The following is a 24,089-nucleotide window of genomic DNA, read 5'->3' as shown; positions in this document are numbered from 1 at the left end:
CTCGCAACTTTCTCGCGGCAGTCGCACTCGGCTCAACCCGCCTCTGGGCCAGGGCTTATGAGTCCACGCCCTAGTCCGCCTTGAAGTCGTCCGTCAGGATCGGCCCCGAGATGACCCAACGCTGACCGTCGAATTTCATCATCTGGAACTGCTTGTTGATGCGGTAGTCATCGGACGTGGTCGTGATCGACATCCCCGGCAGCCCCAGATCCGGTACGAAGCCCTTGATGTTGGTGGCCTGCTTCATGATGTTGGCGCGCGTCAGCTCGTCGCCGCATTGCTTGAGGATCTGGACGAGCAGCGCCGCGGTCGAATAGCCATAGGTCGCGTAACCACTGTTGGCGTCCTCGCCCGGCGCGTATTTCGCCATGAACGCCTTGTAGCGCTTCATCCCCTCGTCGTCGGCCCATTGCGGATCGAGCGGATCCTTGCCGTAGGCAACGGAGATGATGTCCTTGGCGTTCTCCAGGCCGGCTGGGACCAGCACCTGACCGACACCCGTCGCATTGACCTCGAGGATGTGCACAGGCTTCCAGCCGAGCTCGGCGGCCTTCCTGATCGATTGCGCCGCGAACTTCGGCGTCGACATATTGTAGAACAGGTCGGCACCCGACGCCTTGAGCGTCACCAACTGGGAATCGACGGTGGGGTCGGACACTTCGTAGGACAGCTCCTTGACGATCATGCCGGCCTTGGCGCCGAGCCCATCCTTCAGCCCCTTGATGTAATCTTTGCCCAAATCGTCGTTCTGATAGAGGATGCCGATCTTGGCGTTCGGAAAGTTCTCGAGAATGTATTTCGCGTAGATATGCGCTTCCGACTGGTAGTTCGGGTTGGCGGAGATGGTCCACGGGAAATTCTTGGGATCGGTGAAGCGGGACGCGCCGCTTCCGGCCAGCAGCTGCGGCACGCCCTTGCTGTTGAGATATTTCTGCACCGCGGCATTCGGCGGCGTGCCGATGATCTGGAACGTGGTGAGCACCTCGTCGCTTTCGACCAGCTTGCGCACCTGCTCGACCGTCTTCGGCGGGCTATAGGCGTCGTCATATTGAATCAGGTTGATCTTGCGTCCGTTGACACCGCCCTGCTCGTTGATCATCCGGATATAGGCCGCCTCCGCCCTGCCGATCGCGCCGAAGGTGGACGCCGGTCCGCTCGTGGGATTGGTCTGACCGATCTTGATCTCGGTATCCGTGGCGCCGACGTCGTATTTCTTTTCTGCGAGCGCCGGGGCTGAAAGGGCCACGCCGAGCATCAGCAGGGCAGCCCCCGTCGACTTGAGCCGTGTCATGTGTCCTCCCGTGAGCGGCCGATCGATCGCCAGCCGATTGTTGATGACGTCAGCGCGCGTCGAGGGCGGCAGCTCGGGCTGCCCACCTGCTCGGGGATCACTTCCGTCACGCCTGCAGACCTACCGTCCGGCCGACCTCCGGTCAAGTTCATTCATTTATCACTAAATGAAATTGTTGGAACGCCGAAGTCGCGCTTGACCGGGCGCGCCCGCCCCCGCATCGTCGAGACAGCAATGGCGCCGCGTGCGCTGATCAGGGATCAAGGAGAGCATGGCAGCACAGCCGAAGTCCGAGGGGCGCCGCACGCGCGCGGAACAGCGCGCGACGACGGTGAAGCTGATCCTCGACACCAGCGAGGAGCTGTTCGCGCAGCTCGGCTATTACGGCGTGACGATCAAGGATGTGGCCGACAAGATGGGCATCCATCCCGCGCTGATCCATTACTACTTCGAGGGCAAGAGGGCGTTGTTCGATGCCGTGTTCGAGCGCCGCATGCAATACGCGGTCACGGTGCGCACGGCCGGGCTGGATGCCTACGAGGCCAAGGTCGGAGATCGTCCGACCGTGGAAGGCGCGTTGCGCGCCTATTATGACGGCGCGTTCGACGTCTACGTCAACGAAGAGGACAATTGGCGGCACTTCGGCCGCATCTTTGCGCAGGTCGCCAACGCGCCGGGTTATGGCGTGGAGATGATGGACGCCTATCTCGATCCGATGGTGCTGCGTCTCATCGGGCTGCTCCAGAAGGCGTTGCCCGACGCCGCACCCGAGGATTTGTTCTGGAGCTTCCAGTTCACCTCCGGCGCCTACTCGCTGATCCTGTCACGGACGGGCCGCATCGACCGGCTGTCCGGCGGCCTGTGCAAGTCCGACGATTTCGTGGCGGTCCGCGAGCGGTTCGTGACCTTCATGGCCGGAGGCTTCAACGCGCTCTACAAGAAGCGGAAGCAGAAGGCGAAATGAGCGCCTCTTCATGAGCGCCGCTTGGCGTCTCCGTATGATGCAAACAAGCCGGAATGAATGATGACAGCTCCCTACGTCCCGCAAATGGCTCTCTATCGGCAATGGCTGAGGGACAATCGCGGCCTCCACTTCGCGACCTTCGAGGAGATGCGGCAATGGTCCACCCGCGATCTCGGCGGCTTCTGGCGGAGCATCTGGGACTATTTCGACCTGCAGTCGCCGACCGCGTTTTCCTCCGTGCTGGCCAAGCGCACGATGCCGGGAGCCCTCTGGTTTCCAGGCGCTTCGGTCAACTACGCACGGCAGGTGTTTCGCCATGTCGAAGCGGCCGAGGCCGCGGGCTTGTCCGCGGTCATCAGCAGTGACGAGGATGGGAAGCTCAGGGAAACATCCTGGCCGGAGCTGCGGCGAAAGGCAGCCGCGCTGGCGCTGCACTTGCGCGAGCAAGGCGTCGCGCCCGGCGACAGGGTCGCCGCCTATCTGCCCAATATTCCGGAAGCCATGATCGCGTTTCTCGCGGCGGCCAGCATCGGCGCGATCTGGAGCGTTTGCGCGCCAGACATGGCCGCGCCTGCCGTGATCGACCGGTTCAAGCAGATCGAGCCCAAGGTGCTGATCGCCTGCGATGCCGTCACTTATGCGGGGCGCCGGCACGATCGGCGCGATGTCGTCGAGGAGTTGCGCCGGTCGTTGCCGACGGTCGGCCACGTCATCCTGCACAGTGACGACGGCGGCACGCCGGTTCGCGGGGACGTCCGTCTCGCTGATATCCTGGCAAGAACCGGCCCGGCCATCGACACCTTCGAGCCGGAATGGCTGCCCTTCGATCATCCGCTCTGGATCGTCTATTCGAGCGGCACCACCGGGCTGCCGAAGCCGATCGTGCATGGTCATGGCGGGATCATCATCGTCACTGTGGCTCTGCTCGGGCTGCACAACGACATCGGCTGCTCCTACCAGCCCAATTCGTTCGGCGAGCGTTATCACTGGTACAGCTCGACAGGCTGGATCATGTGGAACAACCAGGTCGGCGCGCTCCTCAACGGCACCACCTGCTGCATCTTCAACGGCAGCCCGGCCGGGCCGAAGGACAAGCCGGACTGGACCACGCTGTGGCGGTTCGTCGCGAACTCCCGCTCGACGTTCTTCGGCGCCGGCGCGGCGTTCTTCGCGAGTTGTGTGAAGGCGGATATCAGTTTGGCCGATGCGGGCGATCTGTCGCATCTTCGCTGTCTCGGCTCCACCGGCTCGCCGCTGAGCGCGGATACGCAAGCCTGGTTCGACCAGCGGTTCGCCGAGCTCGCAAAGGTCAATGGCAGCCGCGCCCAGGCGCAGATGTGGTGGTCCAACATTTCGGGCGGCACCGACTTCGCCGGCGCCTTCATCTGCGGCAATCGCGAATTACCGCAGGTGCCAGGAACGATGCAGTGCCGCGCGCTCGGCGCGGCCGTCGAGGCGTTCAACGACCAGGGCGAGCCCGTGATCGGCGAGGTCGGAGAGCTCGTCTGCACCGAGCCGATGCCCTCGATGCCGCTCCGGTTCTGGAACGACGCCGGGAATGCGCGCTATCTCTCAAGCTACTTCGACACGTTCAAGACCCGCGACGGCGCGCCGGTCTGGCGGCACGGCGACTGGCTCAAGGTCGATCCGGACGGCTCCTGCATCATCTATGGCCGCAGCGACGCCACCATCAACCGCCACGGCTTGCGCATGGGGACGAGCGAATTGTACTCGGCCATCGAGGCGCTGCCGGAGGTCCTGGATTCGCTGGTGGTCGATCTCGAATATCTCGGCCGCGACAGCTACATGCCGCTGTTCGTGGTGCTGCGCGATGGCGTCGCGCTCGACGCGGAGATGAAGCGGAAGATCAACATGGCGGTCGAAGCCGGCCTGTCGCGACGCTTCGTGCCTGATGAGATCTTTGCAGTGGCCGAGATCCCACGCACGCTGTCCGGCAAGAAGCAGGAGCTCCCGATCAAGAAGCTTCTGCTCGGACAGCCGCTCGACAAGGTCATCAACCGTGACGCGATGGCCAATCCCAGCTGCCTCGACTGGTACATCGCGTTCGCTCGCGCTCGATTGCAGAGCGCATCAGGCGGGGCGTAGCGATTGAGCGGGTCTCGAGGGGCTCCTCCAGTTCGGGATGGTGTCCCCGGCTCGTTCTAGCGTCAAGCCTTGTGGAAGCGAGTCTCCGGTCGCGTAGCGCAAAGGACTCGTTCGCGTCGCGCCGAGCCCATTTGCGACGACGCGCATGCGACCGAAGGCAGAAGAAACCAGAGCAAAATCAAAGAAGCCGATCGACAGCCTGCCGCCCATCACAGTCTGGTTGCAGGTGCGCTCGAAAACCACAGAGAGAACCACTTGAAGCTCGTGACCAGTACTTGCGAAACAGGGCCTTGCATGTTTCCAACGGCCACTCTTAGACTGGCTCCAGTCTGCCGCCTCCGATAGGGGTTGTTGCGGGTGGGTACCGATGGCTGAGAATAGTTGTGTCAACCTCGCCCATTTTGCGACGCAACAAAGACTGCTTTTCGCGGACTTCTTCAAGCACTACGTCACCGTTGCACGCCCCTCGCGGATCTTCGTGATTGCGGCGGACGCAAAGGCGATCACGATCGCCGAGCGGCTTGCGAGGCGCGTCAGCAAGATCCGATCCGTCGAGGGCAAGAGCTTCGTCGACATGGCGCTGCTTCGGGTCCCGATCTCGTTCCGTGACGTCGCAGCCCAGATCGAGACGTGGGTCTCGCCAACCCGTGATCACGGCCCCGCCGTGCTCGTCGTTGACATGAGCTGGGGCCTCGAGACCAACTCCGCGACCGCCAATTTCGAGGGCTGGCCGGCGCTTGCGGAGGTGCTCACCCGACAGTCTGTGCTCTCAATCGCCTCGCTCTACAACCGCCGGCTGCTGATCGACGAGCAGCTGCTCGTCGCTCTCCGCGGCCATCCGCAGATCCTCACCAGCGCCGGACTGGTCAGCAACCCACATTGGCTCCCGTCGCGGCTGCAGACACGCGGCGCGCTGCGCGAGCAAGTCGATTTCTGGCTTGGCGCGATCGCGCCGGAGCTGCGGATCGGAACGTCGGCGGCCGCGTTGCACGCCGCCGAAGGGGCCGACCCGATGTGGCTGTTGCGCCGATCGGCAGAGGAGCCAAGCGCGGTTCACCTCGACAGCCGCGACCGCTGGAAGATTCGCTGCTTCGGCCGTCTGCGGATCTATCGCAATGACGGCAGCCAGGTGAACTGGGACCCGCCGGGCGGCGCCACCCGCAAGACCAAGACGCTGTTCGCCTATCTGCTGCAGAAGGGTGGCCACGGCGCCAGCACCGACGAGCTCGCCGATCTGCTCTGGCCCAACGCCGACGACATCGAGGCGGCGCGCAACCGCCTGTATCACACCGTGCGCTATCTTCGGCTGGCGCTCGGCCAGTCGGAGGGACGCGACGGCGGCCGCAACTACGTCCGGCGCGAGGGCTCGCGCTACGTGCTGGTGCCGCCGGAGCGCAGCTGGCTCGACATTTCGACCTTCGAGCAGCTGTGCCGGCAGTCGCAGGGACACATCAAGGCCGGCGCCAGCGACGAGGCGCTGATCTGCCTGCAGGCGGCAGATCGTCTCTACACCGGAGACCTGTTCGAGGACATTCCGGTCGAATATGCCGATGATGGCGAGCGCGACTGGTGCTGGAGCAAGCGCTATTGGCTGCGCGACATGTTCTTCAAGGTGCAGCGCGACGCGGCGCGGATCCATCTCGAACGTAGCGACTACTCGGCCGCGCTCGCGCATTGCCAGAAGGCGCTCGCGATCGACCCATTGTGCGAAATGGCGCATGCCGAGGCGATGCAGGTGTTCAAGGCGCAAGGACGACGCGAGGCGATCGACCGCCAATTCAAGCTCTACCTCGACTCGCTCAAGCATTTCGACAACCGGCCGAAGAGCGCCTCGCTTCAGGAGCTGCACCGCAAGCTGACGGCTTGAGCCCCGCACGCACCGACCGGGCCCGGCCTTCGCCAGCCGAGCCATACGGCGCCGCAGCCGCCGCCCGCAAATTGACGATTTATCTCAAATTGTCATAGGGTTATCGACTAAAGAAAACCCAAAGGCCGCCGCTTAGAGTGAGCCCATAACAAAGCCGCCGTCGAGGGCGGCGAATGGGAGGACGACATGCCAGGTTCGGCTGCTCAGCTGGCGCGATGCCCCTATCACGACGCCGCGAAGGACTTCGACCCGTTCGAGATGCGCGATCCGTTCCCGTTCTACGAATGGGCACGCGCCGAGGCGCCGGTCTTCTTCTCTGACGAGCTGAAATACTACGTCGTCGCGCGCCACGCCGACATCAAGGCCGTATTCGACGACTGGCGCACCTTCTCGTCGGAGAACGCCCAGGCGCCGCTGCGCCCGATGTGCGAGGAAGGCAAGCGCATCATGCGCGAGGGCGGCTTCACCGCCTATTCCGGCCTGTCCGCCCGCGTGCCGCCCGATCACACCCGCATCCGCAAGCTGGTCCAGGGCTGCTTCGGCCCGCGTCGATTCAGGGCGATCGAGCCGGAGATCAAGGCCATCGTCAACCAGACGGTCGACGCCTTCGCCGGGCGCGGCCATGCCGACTTCTTTCGCGAGTTCGCCTATGACGTGCCGGCCCTGGTGCTGTTCAAGCTGGTCGGCATTCCCAACATGGACGTGCCGCGCGTGAAGTCCTGGGCGGTGAGCCGCGCTCTCCTGACCTGGGGCGATCTCAGCGACGACGAGCAGATCGAGCACGCTCGCAACATGGTGGAATACTGGAACTACTGCCGCGATCTGGTGCGCCAGCGCCACGACGATCCGACCGACGATCTACCGGGCGACCTGGTGCGGCTGCAGAAGGACGGCGCCGAGATCAGCGACGAGGAGATCGCCGGCGTGCTCTACAGCGCGCTGTTCGCCGGCCACGAGACCACGACGACCCTGATGGCCAACGGCATGCGCGAGCTGCTGCAACGGCGTGAGAACTGGGAAGCCATCATCGCCGAGCCGAAGCTCATTGCAAACGCCGTCGAAGAGACGCTGCGCTTCAGCCCGTCTATCGTGGCCTGGCGCCGGCGCGCGCTGAAGGACGCTGAGATCGGCGGCGTGCCGGTACCGAAGGACTCCAACATCCTGCTGCTGATCGGCTCCGCCAACCGCGACGAAAGCGTGTTCTCGGCGCCGACCCGCTTCGACGTCCGGCGTTCCGACGCGCGGAGCCATCTGGCGTTCGGCTACGGCATCCACACCTGCGTCGGCCAGCAGCTCGCCCGCATCGAGTTCGCCATTGCCCTGGGCGAGCTGACACGTCGTCTTCCGAGCCTGCGATTGGCCACGGACCAGACCATCGACTTTGTTCACAACATCTCGTTTCGCGTGCCGACGGCACTTCGGATCGAATGGGACGTCGCATGATACGGCGCGTCCGTCGCTCGGACGCGTGTCACAAGCAATAACAAGTCCGGAGCAGATCCGGATCACAAGGTGGGGACCAGACGCATGGGCGCCAAAGCAGCCGCATCCTTCATCGTGCCGTTCGAAGCCGCGCGCGAAGCCGACTTCCCGCGCATCGGCGGCAAATGCGCCAGCCTCGCGCGCATGATCGCGCAAGGGGTGCGCGTGCCCGCGGGCTTTGCGGTCGCGACCGACGCCTATGCCCTGCATCTCCACAGCAACGGGCTCGAGGCGACGATCAGCGAGCGCTTGTCGCGGATCGTGCTCGACGATGTCGACGACGAGGAGAAACTATCGCACGAGATCCGCGACGCGATCGTCGCCCAGCCGATGCCAGGCGTGGTCGAGCAGGCGATCCGCGAGGCCTATCGCCGGATGTCGCCCGACGGCCAACTGCCGGTCGCGGTGCGCTCCTCGGCGACGGCCGAGGATCTGCCCGATGCCAGCTTCGCCGGCCAGCAGGACACCTATCTCTGGGTGGTCGGCGAGGACGCCGTGGTCGAGAAGGTCAAGGCGTGCTGGGCCAGCCTGTTCAATGCCCGCGCCATCTCCTACCGCGCCGAGAACGGGCTCGGCCAGATCGGCGTGCTGATGTCGGTCGGCGTTCAGAAGATGGTCAATGCCTCCGCGGCCGGCGTGGCGATGACGCTCGATCCGATCAACGGCGACCGCACCAAGATCGTGATCGATTCCGCCTTTGGGCTCGGCGAGCCCGTGGTCTCCGGCGAGATCACGCCGGACAATTTCGTGGTCGAGAAGGTGCTGCTGCAGGTGATCAAGCAGCGCATCTCCGAGAAGGATTTCGAGCTGGTTGCCGATCGCGCGGCGCGGCGCACCGTCGAGCGTGTCATCGCACCGGAGCGACGCACCCTGCCCTCTCTGACCAATGCCCAGGTGCTTGCCGTCGCCCGGCTCGCCAAGTCGCTCGAGCGTAGTATGGGCTGCCCGCAGGACGTCGAATGGGCGATCGATGCCGATCTGCCGGAGGACGAAAATCTGGTCGCGCTGCAGAGTCGGCCCGAGACGGTCTGGAGTCAGAAGAAGAAGCAGACGACGGCGGTCTACGAGACCGGCATTGCCGGCGTGCTGGGGACACTGCTCGCTCCAGTCCAGGCCAAGCGCTGAGCATCACGACAACGCGATAGAGACAACGAGGGGAAACGATCATGACGGCGCACGCGAAATTTCCGAGTCCCTATGACCTGAAGACGCCCGCCGGCGCCGAGGGCTGGGAGAAGCTCTATCCCTATTATCTGCAGTTCCAGAACAGCCTGCGCGACAAGGAGGACGGCAAGTTCTGGTTCTGCGATTCACAGCACTGGCCGTCCCCGTTCAAGCCGTTCGATGCCGTCACCGTCGAGTTCGCCGTGAAGTGCCTCGGCCAATACAACACGCGGCACTATCTGATCCCGCCGGCCAACGGCGTCGAATACCGCATCCACAACGGCTATTGCTACATGAGTCCGGTCGCGGTCGCGCCCGAGCTGATCGGCGGCCGCGTGCCGCATTTCATGGAGCGCGCCGGCTACTACTTCCAGAACTGGGATCGCCTGCTCGCCAACTGGGACAAGAAGGTCCGCGCCAACATCGCCGACCTCGAGGCGCTCAGCTTCGAGCCGCTACCCGATGCCGTGCCGCTCGACTGGATCACCAGCGGTGTCGGCCTCGACAACACCTATGCGCTGACCGAGACCTATGATCGTGCGATCCAGCTGCTGTACAAGACCTGGCAGTATCATTTCGAGTTCCTGAATCTCGGCTACGCCGCCTATCTCGACTTCTTCAGCTTCATGAAGGGGCAATTCCCGACCATTCCGGACCAGGCCATCGCCAAGATGGTCCAGGGCGTCGAGGTCGACCTGTTCCGCCCCGATGACGAGCTGAAGAAGCTCGCCAAGCTCGCAGTCAAGCTCGGCGTCACCGAGGCGCTGAAGAGTGGCTCGGTCGACGAGGCGCTCGCCGCTGTTGGTCGTGCGCCGAACGGCGCGGAATGGCTCAAGGCCTGGAAGGAGGCGCAGGACCCCTGGTTCAACTTCACCTCGGGCAACGGCTTCTACTCGACCGACAAATACTGGATCGAGCATCTCGACATTCCGCTCGGCTACATCAGGGACTACGTCGTCCGCGTCCAGCGTGGCGAGGAGATCGACCGGCCGACGCAAGCCATCGCGCGCGAGCGCGACCGCATCACCTCCGAATACGCCGAGATGCTCGATGCCGACGCGCGCGCCGCCTTCGAGGGCAAGCTCGGGCTCGCCCGGACCGTGTTCCCCTATGTCGAGAACCACAATTTCTACATCGAACATTGGTCGATGAGCGTGTTCTGGCGCAAGATGCGCGAGCTCGGCGCGATCTTCCGCGATGCCGGCTTCTGGAAGGACGCCGACGACCTGTTCTATCTCAACCGGCAGGAGGTCCGCGACGCCCTGTTCGACTATGGCAATGGCTGGGCGGTCGGCGCGCCGGCAATCGGCCCGACCTACTGGCCGCCGGAGATCGAGCGGCGCAAGACAATCCTCGCGGCGCTCGCGACGACGCCGCCGCAGCCCGCGCTCAACAATCCGCCCGATATCATCACCGAGCCGTTCACAATCATGCTCTGGGGCATCACCACGGAAAGCATCGGCCGCTGGCTCGACGGCGCCGCGAACACCACCAAGCTGTCCGGCATGGCGGCCTCGCCCGGCATCGTCGAGGGGCGCGCCCGCGTCGTGCGCTCGGCCGACGAACTCGGTCAGATCCAGCAGGGCGAGATCCTGGTCGCGCCTGTGACTGCGCCGAGCTGGGCGCCGATCTTCGGCAAGATCAACGCGATCGTCACCGACATCGGCGGCATGATGTCTCACGCCGCGATTGTTTGCCGCGAATATGGCCTGCCCGCCGTCACCGGCACGGGGCGCGCCAGCTCCTCGATCAAGAACGGCCAGATGCTGCGCGTCAACGGCTCGACCGGCGAAGTCACCGTTCTCTCCTGACCCCCGAAACACGGAAGGCCGGCGACGCCGGCCTTCCCCGCAAGATTGGCACTGCAATGCTCGACAGGCCCGAAATCGGCAGCCGCTATGATCAGGTGTGGCGCATCAGCGAGCCGTACATGCGCGCTCGCAAGAACGACGTGCACATTCCGTTATCATACGCTTTTGCGCGCAAGCTGCTGGCGCACTATCCGGACGCGGACGAGGACATCGTCTCGCTTGCGATCATCCTGCACGACATCGGCTGGTACTCGATCGACATGACCGACATCATCGAGAAGGGTTTCGGCCCCAACATGATGCAGTCCGACGTACGCTTCCTGCATGAGAGCGAAGGCGTCCGCATGTCGCGCGAGGTGCTGGAGCAGGCCGACTGGCCGGAGCCGGTCATCGTCGCGGTCGCCGAGATCATCGACGGACACGACACGCGTCCCTACCCGCGCTCCCTCAACGACCGGATCGTGCGCGACGCCGACAAGCTGTGGCGCTTCACCACCACCGGCGTCGCCGTCGCCTGCGACTGGTTCAAGATGACGCCGCATCAATATGCCGCCCGCCTGACGACGCAACTCGCTCTGCTCGAAACCGACGTCGGACGACAGATGGCCGAGGAGGCGCTGACCAAGACCCGGGTCGCGCTGATGCTCGACCTGATCTGACCCCGGGGCCGCTGAGATGGACATGTTCATCGACGGCCGCGGGGTAGCAGCCCAGGGCGGCGCAACCTTCGACGTGCTCGATCCGGCCACTGGCGAGACCATCGACAGCGTTCCGGATGCCGGCCGCGCCGACGTGGACGCCGCGATCCGCTCCGCCGAGACGGCGTTCCAGGCCTGGAAGGCCACGCCGGTCGCGGAGCGCGCGCGGCTGCAGAAGGCCGCCGCGCGGCTGATGCGCGAGAACGCCGAGCCGCTCGGCCGTCTCGTGACCCGCGAGCTCGGCCGTCCGCTGGCGGGCGCCATCACCGAAATCCAGCGCTCGGCGGAATTGCTCGAGGTCTATGCCGAGGAAGGCCTGCGCCTGCACGCCGAGATGCCGCTGACGGGCGTTGCCGGCGAGAAGATCATCGTCACCCGCGAGCCGGTCGGCGTGGTGATCGCGATCACACCGTTCAACTATCCGGTGACCCTGCTCTGCTTCAAGCTTGGCGCGGCGCTGATGGCCGGCTGCACGGTGGTCGCCAAGCCCGCCGAGGATACACCGCTGTCGACCTTGCGGCTCGCCGAGATGTTCAAGAAGGCGGGGTATCCCGACGGCTGCTTCAACGTCGTGACCGGCCGCGGCCCCGACATCGGGATGCAGATGATCGAGCATCCGACGCCACGCAAGATCGCCTTCACCGGCGGCACGCGGGCCGGCAAAGCGATTGCCGCAGCGGCCGCAGGCACGATGAAGCGCGTCACGCTCGAACTCGGTGGCCAATGTCCGGCCATCGTCTGCGCCGACGCCGATATCGGTGCGGCGGCAGCGGCGATCGCGCGTCACGCCTTCGCCAATTCCGGGCAGTTCTGCTACCGCGTCAATCGCGTCTATGTCGAGCGAGCCGCCTATGCCAGATTCCTCGATGCGCTCACCGACAAGGTCGTCCAGCTCGAGGTCGGCAACGGCCTGACCTCGACCTGCGCGCTCGGGCCCCTCGTCAACGAGAAGATCTATCGCAACAGCGAGCGGCAGATTGCTGATGCGCGCTCGCGCGGGGCAAGGCTGCTGACCGGCGGCGCAAGGCTGACGGGCGGCCTCTACGACAAGGGCTGGTTCCTGCCGCCGACGGTCATCGCGGATGCCGATCCGACCTCTCTCGTGATGACCGAGGAAACCTTCGGGCCCGTGCTCGGTGTCGCTCCCTTCGACGATCGCAAGGAGGCGCTGCGGCTGGCGAATGCCACGGTCTATGGCCTCGCCGCCTTCGTGTTCTCGCGCAACCTCGCGACCGGCCTCACATTGGCCGAACGCCTCGAAGCCGGCTCGGTCTGGGTCAATGACATCCAGCGCTCCAGCCAGCGCGCGCCGTTCGGCGGCGTCAAGCAAAGCGGCATCGGCCGCGAGAAGGGCCGCTACGGGGTCGAGGACTATCTCGAATACAAGACGATCTATCTCACCTATGACGCGGAGCTGCGATGACGCATTTTCTGCGAGACCAGGATCTGCCGATCTGGCTGGAAGCGCGGCCCTGGCTGGACGTGCGCTCGAACGACGAGCACACCCTGATTTCCTATCGGCTCGGCCAGGCGCTGTTGCGGATCCATCCCGAGGCTGACGCGTCCGTGGTGCTGCCCGCGATCCTGATGCACGACGTTGGCTGGAAGAAGTTCCCGCCGGAGCAACTCGCCGCCGCCGTTGGACCCAATCCGAAATTTCCTGAGCTGCAACGCGCTCACGAAATCGAAGGCGTCAAGATTGCGGCGGAAGCGTTCGGGCGGCTGGCGATCCCCGGCCTTCAAGTCGAGACCATCCTGGCGATCATCGACGGCCATGACACCCGCAAACAGGCGATCTCGCAAGAGGATGCGCTGATGAAAGATGCCGACAAGCTGTGGCGCTTCACCGGCCACGGCGTCACGACGATCGGCGGCTGGTTCGACACGCAGCCGAAGGAGACGCTTACGATGCTCGAGAGCTTCGTGCTGCCGTCGATGCTGACCGACGCCGGCACCGCCATGGCCCAGGCGCTGATCGCCGAAGGCATGGCATCCGCTGACATGACCGATCTGCTGCACATCGAGGTGTCCGCATGAGCACGATCCGGCTGGATGGCAAGCGCGTCATCGTCACTGGCGCCGCCGGCGGGCTCGGCCGCGGCTTCGCCCTGGCCTTCGCCGCCGCAGGCGCCGAGGTCGTCACGGCCGACATTCGTCTCGACGGGGTCGAGGAGACCGCGCGGCTGATCCGCGACCGCGGCGGCAAAGCACATGCCGCCGAGGTCGACGTCGCGAGCGAACCGTCGACCGCCGCGCTGGCGCACTTCGCCGCCGCGCGCATGGGCGGGGTCGACGTTCTCGTCAACAATGCCGCGATCTATGCCGGGCTGGAGCGCCGCGGCTTCGAGGCGATCCCCGACGCCGAGTGGGACCGCGTCATGCGCGTCAACGTCAAGGGCGTGTGGATGATGAGCAAGGTGGCCGCACCCTTGATGCGGCGCGCCGGCGGCGGCGCGATCGTCAACGTGTCGTCGGCGACGGTGATGAGCGGCTCGCCGATGTGGCTGCACTACGTGTCGTCGAAAGGCGCTGTGATCGCGATGACCCGCGCGCTGGCGCGCGAGCTCGGCGACGACAAAATCACCGTCAACGTCATCGCACCCGGCTTCACGCTCACCGAGGCCAGCCTCGGCCTGATGGAGAACGCCGCCGAATACGGCGTCTCGCGCGGCGCGCTGAAACGCGCGGCCGATGTCGAGGACATGGTCGGCGGCGCGCTGTTCTTCGCCTCGCCCGCCGCGGCCTTCATCACCGGACAGACCTTGATCGTCGATGGCGGCCGGCAGTTCAATTAGGACCCGCAACCACTCATGCCCAGGATCACCTTCATAGAGCCCGACGGCACCGTGCAGACGGTGGATGCCGAGCGCGACGAAAGCGCCATGCAAGCGGCGAAGCGCAACAGTGTCGATGGCATCATCGGCGAATGCGGCGGCTCCTGCATCTGCGCCACCTGCCATTGCCACGTCGAGGCGGCCTGGCTCGACCGGGTCGGCCCGGCCGGTGAGATCGAGGCCGATGTCCTCGAGTTCGAGGCCACGGACCTGCGACCGGAGAGCCGTCTGGCGTGCCAGATCGCGATTACCGACGCGCTCGATGGACTGACGCTGCGCGTCGTCGGCCGTAGCCGCTGAGTTCAAAGGCAGCGCTGGCCTCTCCTCTCCTCCGCACAACCGGCTTATGAGATGCCCCGAGCTGCTCGCTCGAGCAGGCCGGCGTGTCGATTCGGTGCCACCAATCCCTCATCCCGCATCGCACCATCTCGTGAGCGACGCCGCAGCGTCGCGGCGGTCGCCTGCGCTTGACTAGCAGCTTGCGTGCCGCCGATCGCTGCGGGACGACCTAAAGAAAAACCAAAGAACGTATCCTACACTGGAGCAACTAACATCGAGCGACGACCGATCAGTCCCAAGAAAGAGATCGTACGCCCGACAGGAGCCGCACCAAGTTCGCCCGTTCAAGGGCGACGCAGCGGCCGCAACGACGAAGAACGAACGCGACCATCAAGCTCGGGAGGAGCAACGATGCCGAAGCTGCAGCGGCGGGACTATTACGACACGGCCCGCGACATGAACTGGGCCTTCTCCTATGTCAGCGAGGACGAGGTCTTCCCGGAGGAGCTCTCGAAGAGCTTCGGAATCCATGGCGAGCAATGGTGGGGCTGGGACGAGCCCTACAAGCTGACCTATCGCGAATACGTTCACAACCAGGCCGGCAAGGACGACGGCATCTACTCGATCCGCTCGACGATCGCGCGCTCCAATCTGTACGACAATCTCGACGCCGGCTGGAAGTCGGCGATCAAGGCGCATTACGGCGCGATCCCGGTTCCGGAATATTTCGCCTCGATCGGCGAGGCGCGCATGGCGCGGTTCGGCCGCGCCGCCGCCTGGCGCAACATGGCCACGTTCGGCACGCTCGACGAGTGCCGCCACGGCCAGGCGCAGATCTACTTCCCCTATTGCCTGCTGGCGAAGGACCCGCAGTTCGACTGGGCGCACAAGGCGATGCACACCAACGAATGGGGCGTGATCGCGGCGCGCAGCCTGTTCGACGACATGTTCACCGCCAATGACGCGGTGTCGACGGCGATCCAGCTGACCTTCACCTTCGAGACCGGCTTCACCAACCTGCAGTTCCTCGGCATGGCCTCAGACGCGCTGCATGTCGGCGACATCGAGTTCGGCGCGCTGATCTCCTCGATCCAGACCGACGAGGCGCGGCATTCGCAGCAGGGCGAGCCGACCTTGAAGATCATGATCAACAACGGCAGGAAGGCCGAGGCGCAGAAGATGGTCGACCAGATGTTCTGGCGATCGTGGAAGCTGTTCGCGCTGCTGACCGGCATCTCCATGGACTACTACACGCCGCTGGAAAGCCGGACGATGTCGTTCAAGGAGTTCATGCAGGATTGGATCTGCCGGCAGTTCATGGACCAGTTCAAGGACCTCGGCATGAACGTGCCGTGGTACTGGGAGGAGCACTTCCTGCCGGAGCTCGACTGGGTCCATCACGCCTATCACATGGGCGTCTGGTTCTGGCGGCCGACGGTGTGGTGGAATCCGGACGCCGGCGTGTCCGCCGCCGAGCGCGATTGGCTGGAGCAGAAATATCCCGGCTGGAACGACCGCTTCGGCAAGCTGTGGGACGTGATCGGCGACAACGTGCGGACCGGTCAGATCGAGAAGACCTATCCGGCGACCTTGCCGATCGTCTGCAATTGCTGCCACATCCCGATCTGCAGCCCGAGCATCGGCAAGGCGCCGCGCATCACCACGCATAACGGCCGCAAGCTGAACTTCTGCTGTGAGGTCTGCGAGTGGGTGTGGAAGAGCCAGCCCGAGCGCTACGACACCCATCTCTCGATCGTCGACCGCTTCCTGGCCGGCCACATCCAGCCGCCGACGCTGGAAGGCGCGCTGCAATACATGGGCATCACGCCCGATGTCGCCGGCAACGACGCCCAGGCCTACGCCTGGAATGGCGCGTCGCGCCTCGCGGCAGAGTGAGCCCGGCCGCCACGCGCGGCCGGCATGGCAAGAGGCGCCGCTCGCGAGCGGCGCAGCTGATCGACACGACCACAGACAAACCAACAATCAAGACAAACAGCCAATATGGGAGGCAAGCGTGGCCCTGTTCCCGCTCCAAGCCAATTTCCGTGGCGACTTCGTCGTCCTGCTTATCCCGGTCGACGACGGCGACGACATGAGCATCGTGGCCGACAAGGTCGCGCAGCACGCGGTTGGACTGCGCGTCGCCGAGAAGAGCGCACCGAAATGCGTCTACTACAACGGCCGCGAGCTGCCCTCGTCGATGACGGTTGCGCAATCCGGCATCCAGCCGATGGATTGGATCGAGGTGGCCTATGTCTGACGATGCCGGCGTGACATGGAGGCAGGTCGCCACCTTGGACGACCTGTGGGAGGGCGACTTCATCGGCGTCGAGGTCGACGGCGAGGAGGTGATCGTGGTGCACCTGCCGGGCGGCGAGCTGCGCTGCTTCCAGGGCATGTGCCCGCATCAGGAGATCCTGCTGGCCGACGGCAAGGTCGATTTCGAAGCCGGCACCATCACCTGCTCGGCCCATGAGTGGGAGTTCAGCATGGACGACGGCCGCGGCCTCAACCCGCGCGACTGCCGCCTCTTCCGCTATGAGGTGAAGAAGGACGGCGAAGCCATTCTCGTCGGCGTGCCCCGTGACGGCCGGCTGCGCCGCCTGCGCCACAAGACCGAACAGGATGCATAGGACACAGCTCATGACCACGACAGCAGCACCGAAACTGGTCGGCCCCGTCATCCGCGGCGTCGACGAGGACATCATCGACGCCGTGATCGCGGCGAGCGAGCAGGACAATCCGGACGTCGAGATCGTCATCGAGGACCGCGGCGGCTACGTCCGCATCCAGGCCGACCGGAATTTCCGCCTGACGCAGAAGAGCATGCAGGCGGCGCTGGGACGGCCGTTCCGGCTCGCCGAAATCGAGCCGAGCCTGGTGTCGTTCGGCGGCCGCCTGGAATCGATGGACGACGCGTGGGTCTGGACCATCCACACAGCATAGATCTCGGGAGAACACGTCATGACCGCAATGACCGCGAAGCCGGCTGCGCGCAAGCAGAAGAAGACCTGGAGCTTGTGGACCGAACGCCGGCTGCCGTCGGAATACGAGGCCGTCACCTACAAGTTCCACAGTCATTTCCGCCGCGCGCCGGCACCGTTCGAGTTGTCGGAAAACTGGCCGGTCAACCAGTTCTATCTCAGGAATCGCGAGGGCTCGAAGCTCAACCTCGATGATTGGGAGGGCTATCGCGATCCCCTCACCTACACCTACAGGCGCTACGTCACCGATCAGAAGGACCGCGAGGTCTATTGCGACAATCTGATCGACGAGTTCGAACGCCAGGACAGCTATCGCAAACTGCCGGCGCCATGGCTCGATTTCCTCGGCCAGGCCTATCTGCCGGTGCGTTTCCCCGGACATGCGATGCAGATGAGCGCGGCCTATGTCGCGCAGATGGCGCCGTCGGCCTTCGTCACCAACACCTTCTACTTCCAGATGGGCAACGAGATGCGCCGGGTGCAGCGCCAGGCCTATGTGGCCAAGGCGCTGGCGCTCGACACCGGTCGACCGGAGCTCGCCGACAGCGACACGGCGCGGGCGATCTGGACGCAGGCACCGCACTGGCAGGGCCTGCGCGAACTGATCGAGAAGCAGCTGATCGCCTATGATTGGGGCGAGGCCTTCGTCTCCCGCAATCTGGTGCTGCGGCCGATCTTCGATCACATCTTCAATCGCGAGATCGCCGAGCTGGCGCGCGCGAATGACGATGACCTGCTGGCGCTGCTGCACGACGACTTCCGCAGCTACGACGAAGCCTATGCGGTCGAGACCACCAAGGCCCTGGTAAGCTACGCGACCGGCAAGGTGCCTGAGCATGCGGCTCTGCTGCGGGACTGGGTCGCCAAATGGATGCCGCTCGGCGAGCGCGCCGCGCGCGGCCTTAGCGAGGCCACGTCTGCCGCGCCCGGCGCCGACAACGCGCGGGCGATCCTTGAGCGGACCATGACCGCCCAGGCGCGGCTGATCGCGGAGTGCGGCTTGTAGTTGGCAGGCGCGGTCGGCGTGTGGCGCCGACCGCCAAGCCGGAAAGGATGGCATTCATGACCCGGCAACTCCGCATCGAGCCCGACGGTGTCGCGATCGACGCCGCCGATCATGACTCCATCCTGCAGGCGGCGCGACGTGGGGGCGTTTCGCTCGCTTACGAATGCGGCTGGGGCAGTTGCGGCGCGTGCAAGCTGACGCTCGTCGACGGCGAGGTCGAGTTGATGTTTCCCGGCGCGCCGGCCGTCAATCCGCGCGACGCGCGGCGCAACCGGATCCTCGCCTGCCAGTCCCGCGCGATCTCGGATATCATCGTTGCGCGCGGCCCGGGCGACTGGTCGGCGCCCGCGCCGCGATGCATCGAGCAACAGGCGATCCTGCTCGCCGTCGAGGATCTCGCGCCGGAAATTCGCCAGTTCAGCTTCGAGACGGCCGAGCCGATCGCCTTCCGGCCAGGCCAGTATGCAATCCTGCATCTCGGCGTCGGCCTGCGGCGCTGCTATTCGATGAGCAACCTGCCGGGCAGCAGGCTCCTGCAGTTCATCGCCAAGCGCTACGATGGCGGCCGTGGCAGCAACGCGCTCGCGGCACTGGCGCCCGGCGCGCGCCTCACCATCGAGGCGCCGTTCGGCGCCTGCACCCTGCGGCGCGAGCCGGGCCGCAAGGTGTTCGTGGCCGGCGGCACCGGTGTCGCGCCGATCCTGGCGATGCTGCGCGAGGCAGCCGCGGCGCGGCTCGATTTCGAAGCGCCCGTGGATGTCCTCTACGGCGCACGCACGCCGGCCGATCTCGCCGCTGGCGACATGCTGGCGGCGGCGGTCGCTCGGATTCCCCACGCGCGCCATCTGCCTGTGGTCGAGATCGCGCCGGAGAGTTGGCCGCATGCGTCCGGCTTCGTCACCGCCGCCATCACATCGACGATCGCCGAGCCGGCCGCGGCCGAGTTCTACGTCGCCGGACCGCCGGTCATGGTGAACGCCGTCAAGTCGCTGCTGCGCAGTGCCGACGTTCCGATCACGCAGGTTCATTATGACAGTTTCGGCTAGGCCAAGGTTGCGCCGGATTCCCCCGGTCTGGGCGATGGCCCCTGGACTGCGCCGCCTCGCGGCGCGTCGCGGCGACGGCCCGCGATTGGCGCCGACCTGGCCATGCCACCAGCTCGACGACGGCGCGCCTTCCAGTTTCGCCGCGCAGCTTGGCTCCTCCGCGCGTACCCTGGCCGGCGTCGACGAGGTCCCCACGCCCCTGAATGCCGCGGGCCACGCCTTCGCGCTCGACGACGCGCACGCGATGGGCCAGCCGGAAGCTTTCGTGTTCGCCCCGGTCTGGCTGATCGTGCGCCCCGACGCATCGCTGCATCTGACCCTGCGGCCGGAATGGGCGCAGAAGATCGCGGCGAAGGGCTGGGGAACGGTGCATCCCTTCGCGCGCTACATGGCGGGCGCCGTGCCGCCGCAGAGCCTGATCATCTACGCGCCGCGCGATGAGAGCGAGCTGGCGATTGCCATACGCATCGTCGCGGCGGCGCATTGCTACGCGACCGGCCGCATCGGCGACGTCGCGCTGCCCGACAGCCGGTGGTGAACGATGACGGAGCTCCCGGCCAAGACCGATGCAGGCGGCGCCGAGCGGTTTCGCGTCCGGCTCGCGCGGCCGGATGGCATTTTCAGCTTCGACGCCTCGGCCGACGAGTATCTGCTCTATGCCATGATCGATGCCGGCATCGACAGTCCCCACATCTGCGAGCAGGGCTGGTGCATCGCCTGCGCCGCGCGCCTTCTGGCGGGCAACGTCGATCGCTCCGGCGCGCTCACCGTGTATCCCGAGGACATCGAAGCCGGCTTTGTTCTGCTGTGCTCGACCATGCCGCGCTCGGATCTCGTCCTCAGCCAGGATGACCGTCAAACCCGCAGAGACATGATGCAGCACCGGATCGAGCACAACCGGCTCGCACGGGCCTATCCGCCCGGTCCACGCTCCCGGTTCCGGCGCGGACGGGCCGCCGCGCGCAGCGACACGCGTGATGACCACTCGTGACGATCCAGAATTTGCAGATGCGGGGGATGGCGGATTTCCAAATGCGCCCGAACGCATGCGGCTCATGTAACGAGACGGGAAAAACCTGGCTGGGGCGGGAGGGATCGAACCTCCGAATGGCGGAATCAAAATCCGCTGCCTTACCGCTTGGCTACGCCCCATCAGATCGGCCGGACTGCTCGGGCGCGCGGGCGCCAGGCGATTCCGGATCGGCGACCGTGGTCTACAGAGCGCGCCGGTCCATTTCAACCGCCGCGCCGCAGGAAATTTGCAGGCCGGCCGAGTGATCCGCCATCGCGACCAATTCGTCAATTCTGGCAAGCCCTTATCCCACCCGGCCGGGGCCGCCGCGGCGGCGTGCCGCGAAACGGCGCGAAAAAGTTGAGACCCGGCCGGTTTCATGGGATGACGGCGGCCAAACCGGCAGACTTTCCAAGCCCCCGAGGACACGCCATGACCTATCGCGCCCCGCTCAACGACATGCTGCTCGCCCTCAACCATGGCGCCGGGCTGAAGGCGGCGGTCGAGGCCGGCCATTACGGCGATTTCGATCCCGACATTACCGCCGCCGTGCTCGAGGAAGCCGGCAAATTCGCCACCGACGTGCTCGCGCCGCTCAACAAGATCGGCGACAGGAACGGCGTCAAGCTCGCGGACAGACAAGTCACCACCGCGCCGGGCTGGCCCGATGCCTACAAGCGCTGGACCGAGGCCGGCTGGAACGCAGTGTCCGGCCCCGAGGCGCATGGCGGCCAGGGCCTGCCGCTTGCGATCAACGCCGCCTGCACCGAGATCTGGAGCGCGTCGAACGTCGCTTTCGGCCTGTGCCCGCTGCTGACCTTGTCGGCCATCGAGGCGCTCGACGCCCATGGCAGCGAGGAGCTGAAGAACATCTATCTCGGCAAGCTGATCTCCGGCGAATGGACCGGCACGATGCAGCTCACCGAGCCGCAGGCCGGCTCCGACGTCGGTGCGCTCCGCACCCGCGCCGAGCGCGCCGCGGACGGCAGCTACCGCATCAGCGGCAGCAAGATCTTCATCACCTACGGTGAGCACGACATGACCGACAACATCGTGCATTTCGTGCTCGCGCGGCTGCCGGATGCGCCGGCCGGCACCAAGGGCATTTCCCTGTTTCTCATTCCCAAATTCCTCGTCAACGCCGACGGCTCGCTCGGCGCCCGAAACGATATCTATGCCACCGGCGTCGAGCACAAGCTCGGCATGCACGCCTCGCCGACCTGCACCATGACGATGGGCGATAATGGCGGCGCCATCGGCTATCTGATCGGCGAAGAGAATGCCGGCATGCGCTGCATGTTCACGATGATGAACCAGGCCCGGCTCGGCGTCGGCCTGGAAGGCGTCGGTGTCGCCGATCGCGCCTATCAGCAGGCGCTGGCCTATGCGCAGGAGCGCAAACAGGGCCGCGCCGTCGGCAGCAAGGCGACCGGATCGGACGCGATCATCGCCCATCCCGACGTCAAGCGCATGCTGATGCAGATGCGCGTCCTGACCGCCGCCGCGCGCTCGATCTGCTACGCCACGGCCGTCGCGCTCGACGTCGCCGTGCGCGCGAAAGATCCGGCTGTGCGCACCGAGGCCGCCGCGCGCGGCGCGCTGCTGACGCCGATCGCGAAGGCGTTCTCGACCGACATCGGCAACGAGGTCGCCTATCTCGGCGTGCAGATCCATGGCGGCATGGGCTTCATCGAGGAGACCGGAGCTGCGCAGCATTATCGGGACGCGCGCATCACCGCGATCTACGAGGGCACCAACGGCATCCAGGCGATTGACCTCGTCACCCGCAAGCTCGGCGCCAATGGCGGCGCCTCGGTGTTCAAGCTGCTCGACGAGCTCACCGACATCGTCCGCCGCGTCGAGGCCTCGAACGATCCGGCGTTCGGCTCCACCGGCACGAAGCTGCGCGACGCGCTGGGCGCGCTCGATCGCTCCAGCCGCTGGCTCCTGGAAAAGCTCGGTACCGCGCCGAACGACGCGCTCGCCGGCGCCACGCCATATCTGCGCCTGTTCGGCTCCGCGCTCGGCGGCTGCATGCTGGCCAACGAGGCGCTGGCCGCGCGCAGCGAGAACGAGACCGACGGCGCCCGTCACGTGGCGCTCGCCCGCTTCTTCGCCGAGACCTTCGCGGTGCAGGCGCCGTCGCTGGAAAAGACCGTCACCGACGGCGCCGACGCGGTGCTCGGCGCCGAGGCGGTGCTGGTGGCGTGAGGGCTCCCGCCCCACACTCGGTGTCGTCCCGGCCTTGAGCCGGGACCCATAGCCACCGGCCATCGTGGCTGGGTAAGATCGGTCCACCACCGTGCCCCGCACTCCTCCCTGGGGTTATGGGTCCCGGCTCAAGGCCGGGACGACGGAAGAGTTTGTGGCGCGCGTCCTACCCCACATTCCGTCATTGCGAGCGCAGCGAAGCAATCCAGAGTCTTCGCTCCGCCCTGGATTGCTTCGCTGCGCTCGCAAGGACGCAAACGGCAAAATCACGATCCACACCATCAAGCAGCCCGTCGCGATCAGATGAGCATCCGCGTTCTCGCGACGCATTCCGCGCCCGAGTTCTGCTCTTCAAGTCCCGCCCTCTCCAATGGAGGGCGCGAGGAAGGCCGGGCCTCGGCTGAGGCCCGTGGCCCGCCTGCAGAAAAAAAGCAGGCGGCAGTCACCACAGGTCCAGCCGGACAGACCCGGCCTTCCCCGCGCGATGGTTTTAACGGGCTATAGCGCGCTCTCCCTGGTGCGCCGGCTTTCTGGCCACCATGTCCAGCGCGACACCGTCAGGCATCAGCGCCGGGTTGATACTAGCGTCGGAGTATCAGGACCACGCGCCTTCACCGTCCGCGAGAAGCCGTTCGTCCATGCAAGAAGCACTGCGACCGCCCGCGTCCACCGCATCCCACTGCCAACGTCCGTGACGACCGCGAACCGTCCCCTACCGTGCAACGGGATACGCGGACCATAAAGCTGATTTGGGGGTGCGGCCAAGTGATTTATGTTTTTCAGAATATCTTGACAGGATAGCTTCGGATAACCGTGATTTGCCCGACGGGCACGTCGGATCGTCGCACGCGGGCCTCCATCCCTTGACTTCTCGACGCGCTCCAGCCAGTGCTGGCCACACTCCTCCTCCGCATTCGGCCGTCTGATTCACGTCGGTCTGCGAAGGAATTGGTAACGCCCTGCATAGTTCATTGTTTTTCATCACCCCTTTGGAGACGATCCATGAAATCGCTCATTGCCCCGCTGGTTGCCGCTGCCTTCATGCTGTCGCCGGCTCCGGCGTCGGCCGTCGTTCTCGACCTCTCGACCATGAGCTGCAAGCAGTTCGTCGAAAGCGGCGACGACACCATCAAGATGGTGCTGATCTGGCTGGACGGCTGGTACAAGGGCGACCAGGACGAAGCGCTGTTCGACACCGAGGAGTTCGTCGCCAACGCCAAGAAGTTCGGCACCTATTGCGCCGAGCATCCGACGGTGAGCATCGTCACGGCAGCGGAGAAGATTCTCGGCAAGTAGTGGCAACGCGCTCATCCGCGACGCGCAGGGCGGGTTGG

General features: G+C 65.5%; 22 protein-coding genes and 1 tRNA gene. 21 read left to right on the top strand and 2 right to left on the bottom strand.

The annotated features are described in order from the left end of the window. Positions 1 to 70: 70 nt before the first annotated feature. Entirely contained in the window at positions 71 to 1,291 is a 1,221-nt protein-coding gene (locus QX108_RS27455; protein ID WP_315786008.1) for an ABC transporter substrate-binding protein, read from the bottom strand. 271 nt (positions 1,292 to 1,562) lie between these two features. On the opposite strand from QX108_RS27455, the gene QX108_RS27450 reads away from it, so the two are divergent. The 19 genes from QX108_RS27450 to QX108_RS27360 all read left to right on the top strand — a co-directional run bounded on the left by QX108_RS27450 (position 1,563) and on the right by QX108_RS27360 (position 20,523). Beyond that, a complete protein-coding gene (locus QX108_RS27450; protein WP_315786006.1) occupies positions 1,563 to 2,255 on the top strand; it encodes a TetR/AcrR family transcriptional regulator in 693 nt (230 codons plus the stop codon). A gap of 60 nt (positions 2,256 to 2,315) precedes the next feature. Next, on the top strand, positions 2,316 to 4,361 hold the full coding sequence (locus tag QX108_RS27445; protein ID WP_315786003.1) for an acetoacetate--CoA ligase: 2,046 nt from the start codon (positions 2,316 to 2,318) through the stop codon (positions 4,359 to 4,361). Between the two features lie 367 nt (positions 4,362 to 4,728). After that, positions 4,729 to 6,228 (top strand): BTAD domain-containing putative transcriptional regulator, encoded by a 1,500-nt coding sequence (locus QX108_RS27440; protein ID WP_315786000.1) that lies wholly within the window; start codon positions 4,729 to 4,731, stop codon positions 6,226 to 6,228. Between the two features lie 186 nt (positions 6,229 to 6,414). Then, positions 6,415 to 7,671, top strand: coding sequence for a cytochrome P450 (locus QX108_RS27435; RefSeq protein WP_315785997.1), 1,257 nt, complete (start codon positions 6,415 to 6,417; stop codon positions 7,669 to 7,671). An 84-nt stretch (positions 7,672 to 7,755) separates the two neighbouring features. Continuing rightward, positions 7,756 to 8,835: a PEP/pyruvate-binding domain-containing protein gene (locus QX108_RS27430; RefSeq protein WP_315718956.1), complete on the top strand. Its 1,080-nt coding sequence runs from the start codon at positions 7,756 to 7,758 to the stop codon at positions 8,833 to 8,835. A 41-nt stretch (positions 8,836 to 8,876) separates the two neighbouring features. Then, positions 8,877 to 10,685, top strand: a complete 1,809-nt coding sequence (locus QX108_RS27425) for a PEP-utilizing enzyme (RefSeq protein WP_315785994.1) — start codon at positions 8,877 to 8,879, stop codon at positions 10,683 to 10,685. Between the two features lie 56 nt (positions 10,686 to 10,741). Next, positions 10,742 to 11,344, top strand: coding sequence for an HD domain-containing protein (locus QX108_RS27420; RefSeq protein ID WP_315718954.1), 603 nt, complete (start codon positions 10,742 to 10,744; stop codon positions 11,342 to 11,344). A 16-nt stretch (positions 11,345 to 11,360) separates the two neighbouring features. Further along, the gene (locus tag QX108_RS27415) at positions 11,361 to 12,806 is read left to right on the top strand and encodes an aldehyde dehydrogenase family protein (protein WP_315785991.1); all 1,446 of its coding nucleotides are present in this window, start codon (positions 11,361 to 11,363) and stop codon (positions 12,804 to 12,806) included. Continuing rightward, a complete protein-coding gene (locus tag QX108_RS27410) occupies positions 12,803 to 13,420 on the top strand; it encodes an HD domain-containing protein (protein ID WP_315785988.1) in 618 nt (205 codons plus the stop codon). Before QX108_RS27415 ends, QX108_RS27410 begins: the two co-directional genes overlap by 4 nt. Next, positions 13,417 to 14,178: an SDR family NAD(P)-dependent oxidoreductase gene (locus QX108_RS27405; RefSeq protein WP_315785986.1), complete on the top strand. Its 762-nt coding sequence runs from the start codon at positions 13,417 to 13,419 to the stop codon at positions 14,176 to 14,178. The genes QX108_RS27410 and QX108_RS27405 overlap by 4 nt, the downstream gene beginning before the upstream one ends. 15 nt (positions 14,179 to 14,193) lie before the next feature. Continuing rightward, positions 14,194 to 14,517 (top strand): 2Fe-2S iron-sulfur cluster-binding protein, encoded by a 324-nt coding sequence (locus tag QX108_RS27400; RefSeq protein WP_315785984.1) that lies wholly within the window; start codon positions 14,194 to 14,196, stop codon positions 14,515 to 14,517. A gap of 390 nt (positions 14,518 to 14,907) precedes the next feature. Beyond that, positions 14,908 to 16,392 carry an aromatic/alkene/methane monooxygenase hydroxylase/oxygenase subunit alpha gene (locus tag QX108_RS27395; RefSeq protein WP_315785981.1) on the top strand — a complete coding sequence of 495 codons (1,485 nt, stop codon included), beginning with the start codon at positions 14,908 to 14,910 and terminating at the stop codon, positions 16,390 to 16,392. Between the two features lie 118 nt (positions 16,393 to 16,510). Continuing rightward, positions 16,511 to 16,756, top strand: coding sequence for a toluene-4-monooxygenase system B family protein (locus QX108_RS27390; protein WP_009030997.1), 246 nt, complete (start codon positions 16,511 to 16,513; stop codon positions 16,754 to 16,756). Next, positions 16,749 to 17,129: a Rieske 2Fe-2S domain-containing protein gene (locus QX108_RS27385; protein WP_172110642.1), complete on the top strand. Its 381-nt coding sequence runs from the start codon at positions 16,749 to 16,751 to the stop codon at positions 17,127 to 17,129. The genes QX108_RS27390 and QX108_RS27385 overlap by 8 nt, the downstream gene beginning before the upstream one ends. Before the next feature lie 10 nt (positions 17,130 to 17,139). Then, a complete protein-coding gene (locus QX108_RS27380) occupies positions 17,140 to 17,442 on the top strand; it encodes an MmoB/DmpM family protein (protein ID WP_172110643.1) in 303 nt (100 codons plus the stop codon). 18 nt (positions 17,443 to 17,460) lie between these two features. Continuing rightward, positions 17,461 to 18,486: a toluene hydroxylase gene (locus tag QX108_RS27375; protein WP_315785976.1), complete on the top strand. Its 1,026-nt coding sequence runs from the start codon at positions 17,461 to 17,463 to the stop codon at positions 18,484 to 18,486. A 56-nt stretch (positions 18,487 to 18,542) separates the two neighbouring features. Continuing rightward, entirely contained in the window at positions 18,543 to 19,532 is a 990-nt protein-coding gene (locus QX108_RS27370) for a 2Fe-2S iron-sulfur cluster binding domain-containing protein (protein ID WP_315785974.1), read from the top strand. 85 nt (positions 19,533 to 19,617) lie between these two features. Further along, positions 19,618 to 20,070 carry a luciferase family protein gene (locus QX108_RS27365; RefSeq protein ID WP_315785972.1) on the top strand — a complete coding sequence of 151 codons (453 nt, stop codon included), beginning with the start codon at positions 19,618 to 19,620 and terminating at the stop codon, positions 20,068 to 20,070. 3 nt (positions 20,071 to 20,073) lie between these two features. After that, entirely contained in the window at positions 20,074 to 20,523 is a 450-nt protein-coding gene (locus QX108_RS27360; RefSeq protein ID WP_315785970.1) for a 2Fe-2S iron-sulfur cluster binding domain-containing protein, read from the top strand. A gap of 86 nt (positions 20,524 to 20,609) precedes the next feature. Here the strand turns inward: QX108_RS27360 and QX108_RS27355 are convergent. Continuing rightward, a tRNA-Gln gene (locus QX108_RS27355) sits at positions 20,610 to 20,684 on the bottom strand. A 292-nt stretch (positions 20,685 to 20,976) separates the two neighbouring features. Between QX108_RS27355 and QX108_RS27350 the strand changes: the two genes are divergently transcribed. Beyond that, on the top strand, positions 20,977 to 22,755 hold the full coding sequence (locus tag QX108_RS27350) for an acyl-CoA dehydrogenase (protein ID WP_315785969.1): 1,779 nt from the start codon (positions 20,977 to 20,979) through the stop codon (positions 22,753 to 22,755). A gap of 1,002 nt (positions 22,756 to 23,757) precedes the next feature. Continuing rightward, complete coding sequence (locus QX108_RS27345; protein WP_172110649.1) at positions 23,758 to 24,051, top strand: HdeA/HdeB family chaperone; 294 nt, start codon at positions 23,758 to 23,760, stop codon at positions 24,049 to 24,051. The last annotated feature ends 38 nt before the right edge of the window (positions 24,052 to 24,089 follow it).

Origin of the sequence: Bradyrhizobium sp. SZCCHNR1002 (assembly GCF_032381435.1) — a bacterium.
Taxonomy (GTDB): Bacteria; Pseudomonadota; Alphaproteobacteria; order Rhizobiales; family Xanthobacteraceae; genus Bradyrhizobium; species Bradyrhizobium aeschynomenes.
The sequence above is the reverse complement of the archived record's forward strand: the minus strand, read 5'-3'. Positions and strand labels throughout refer to the sequence as shown.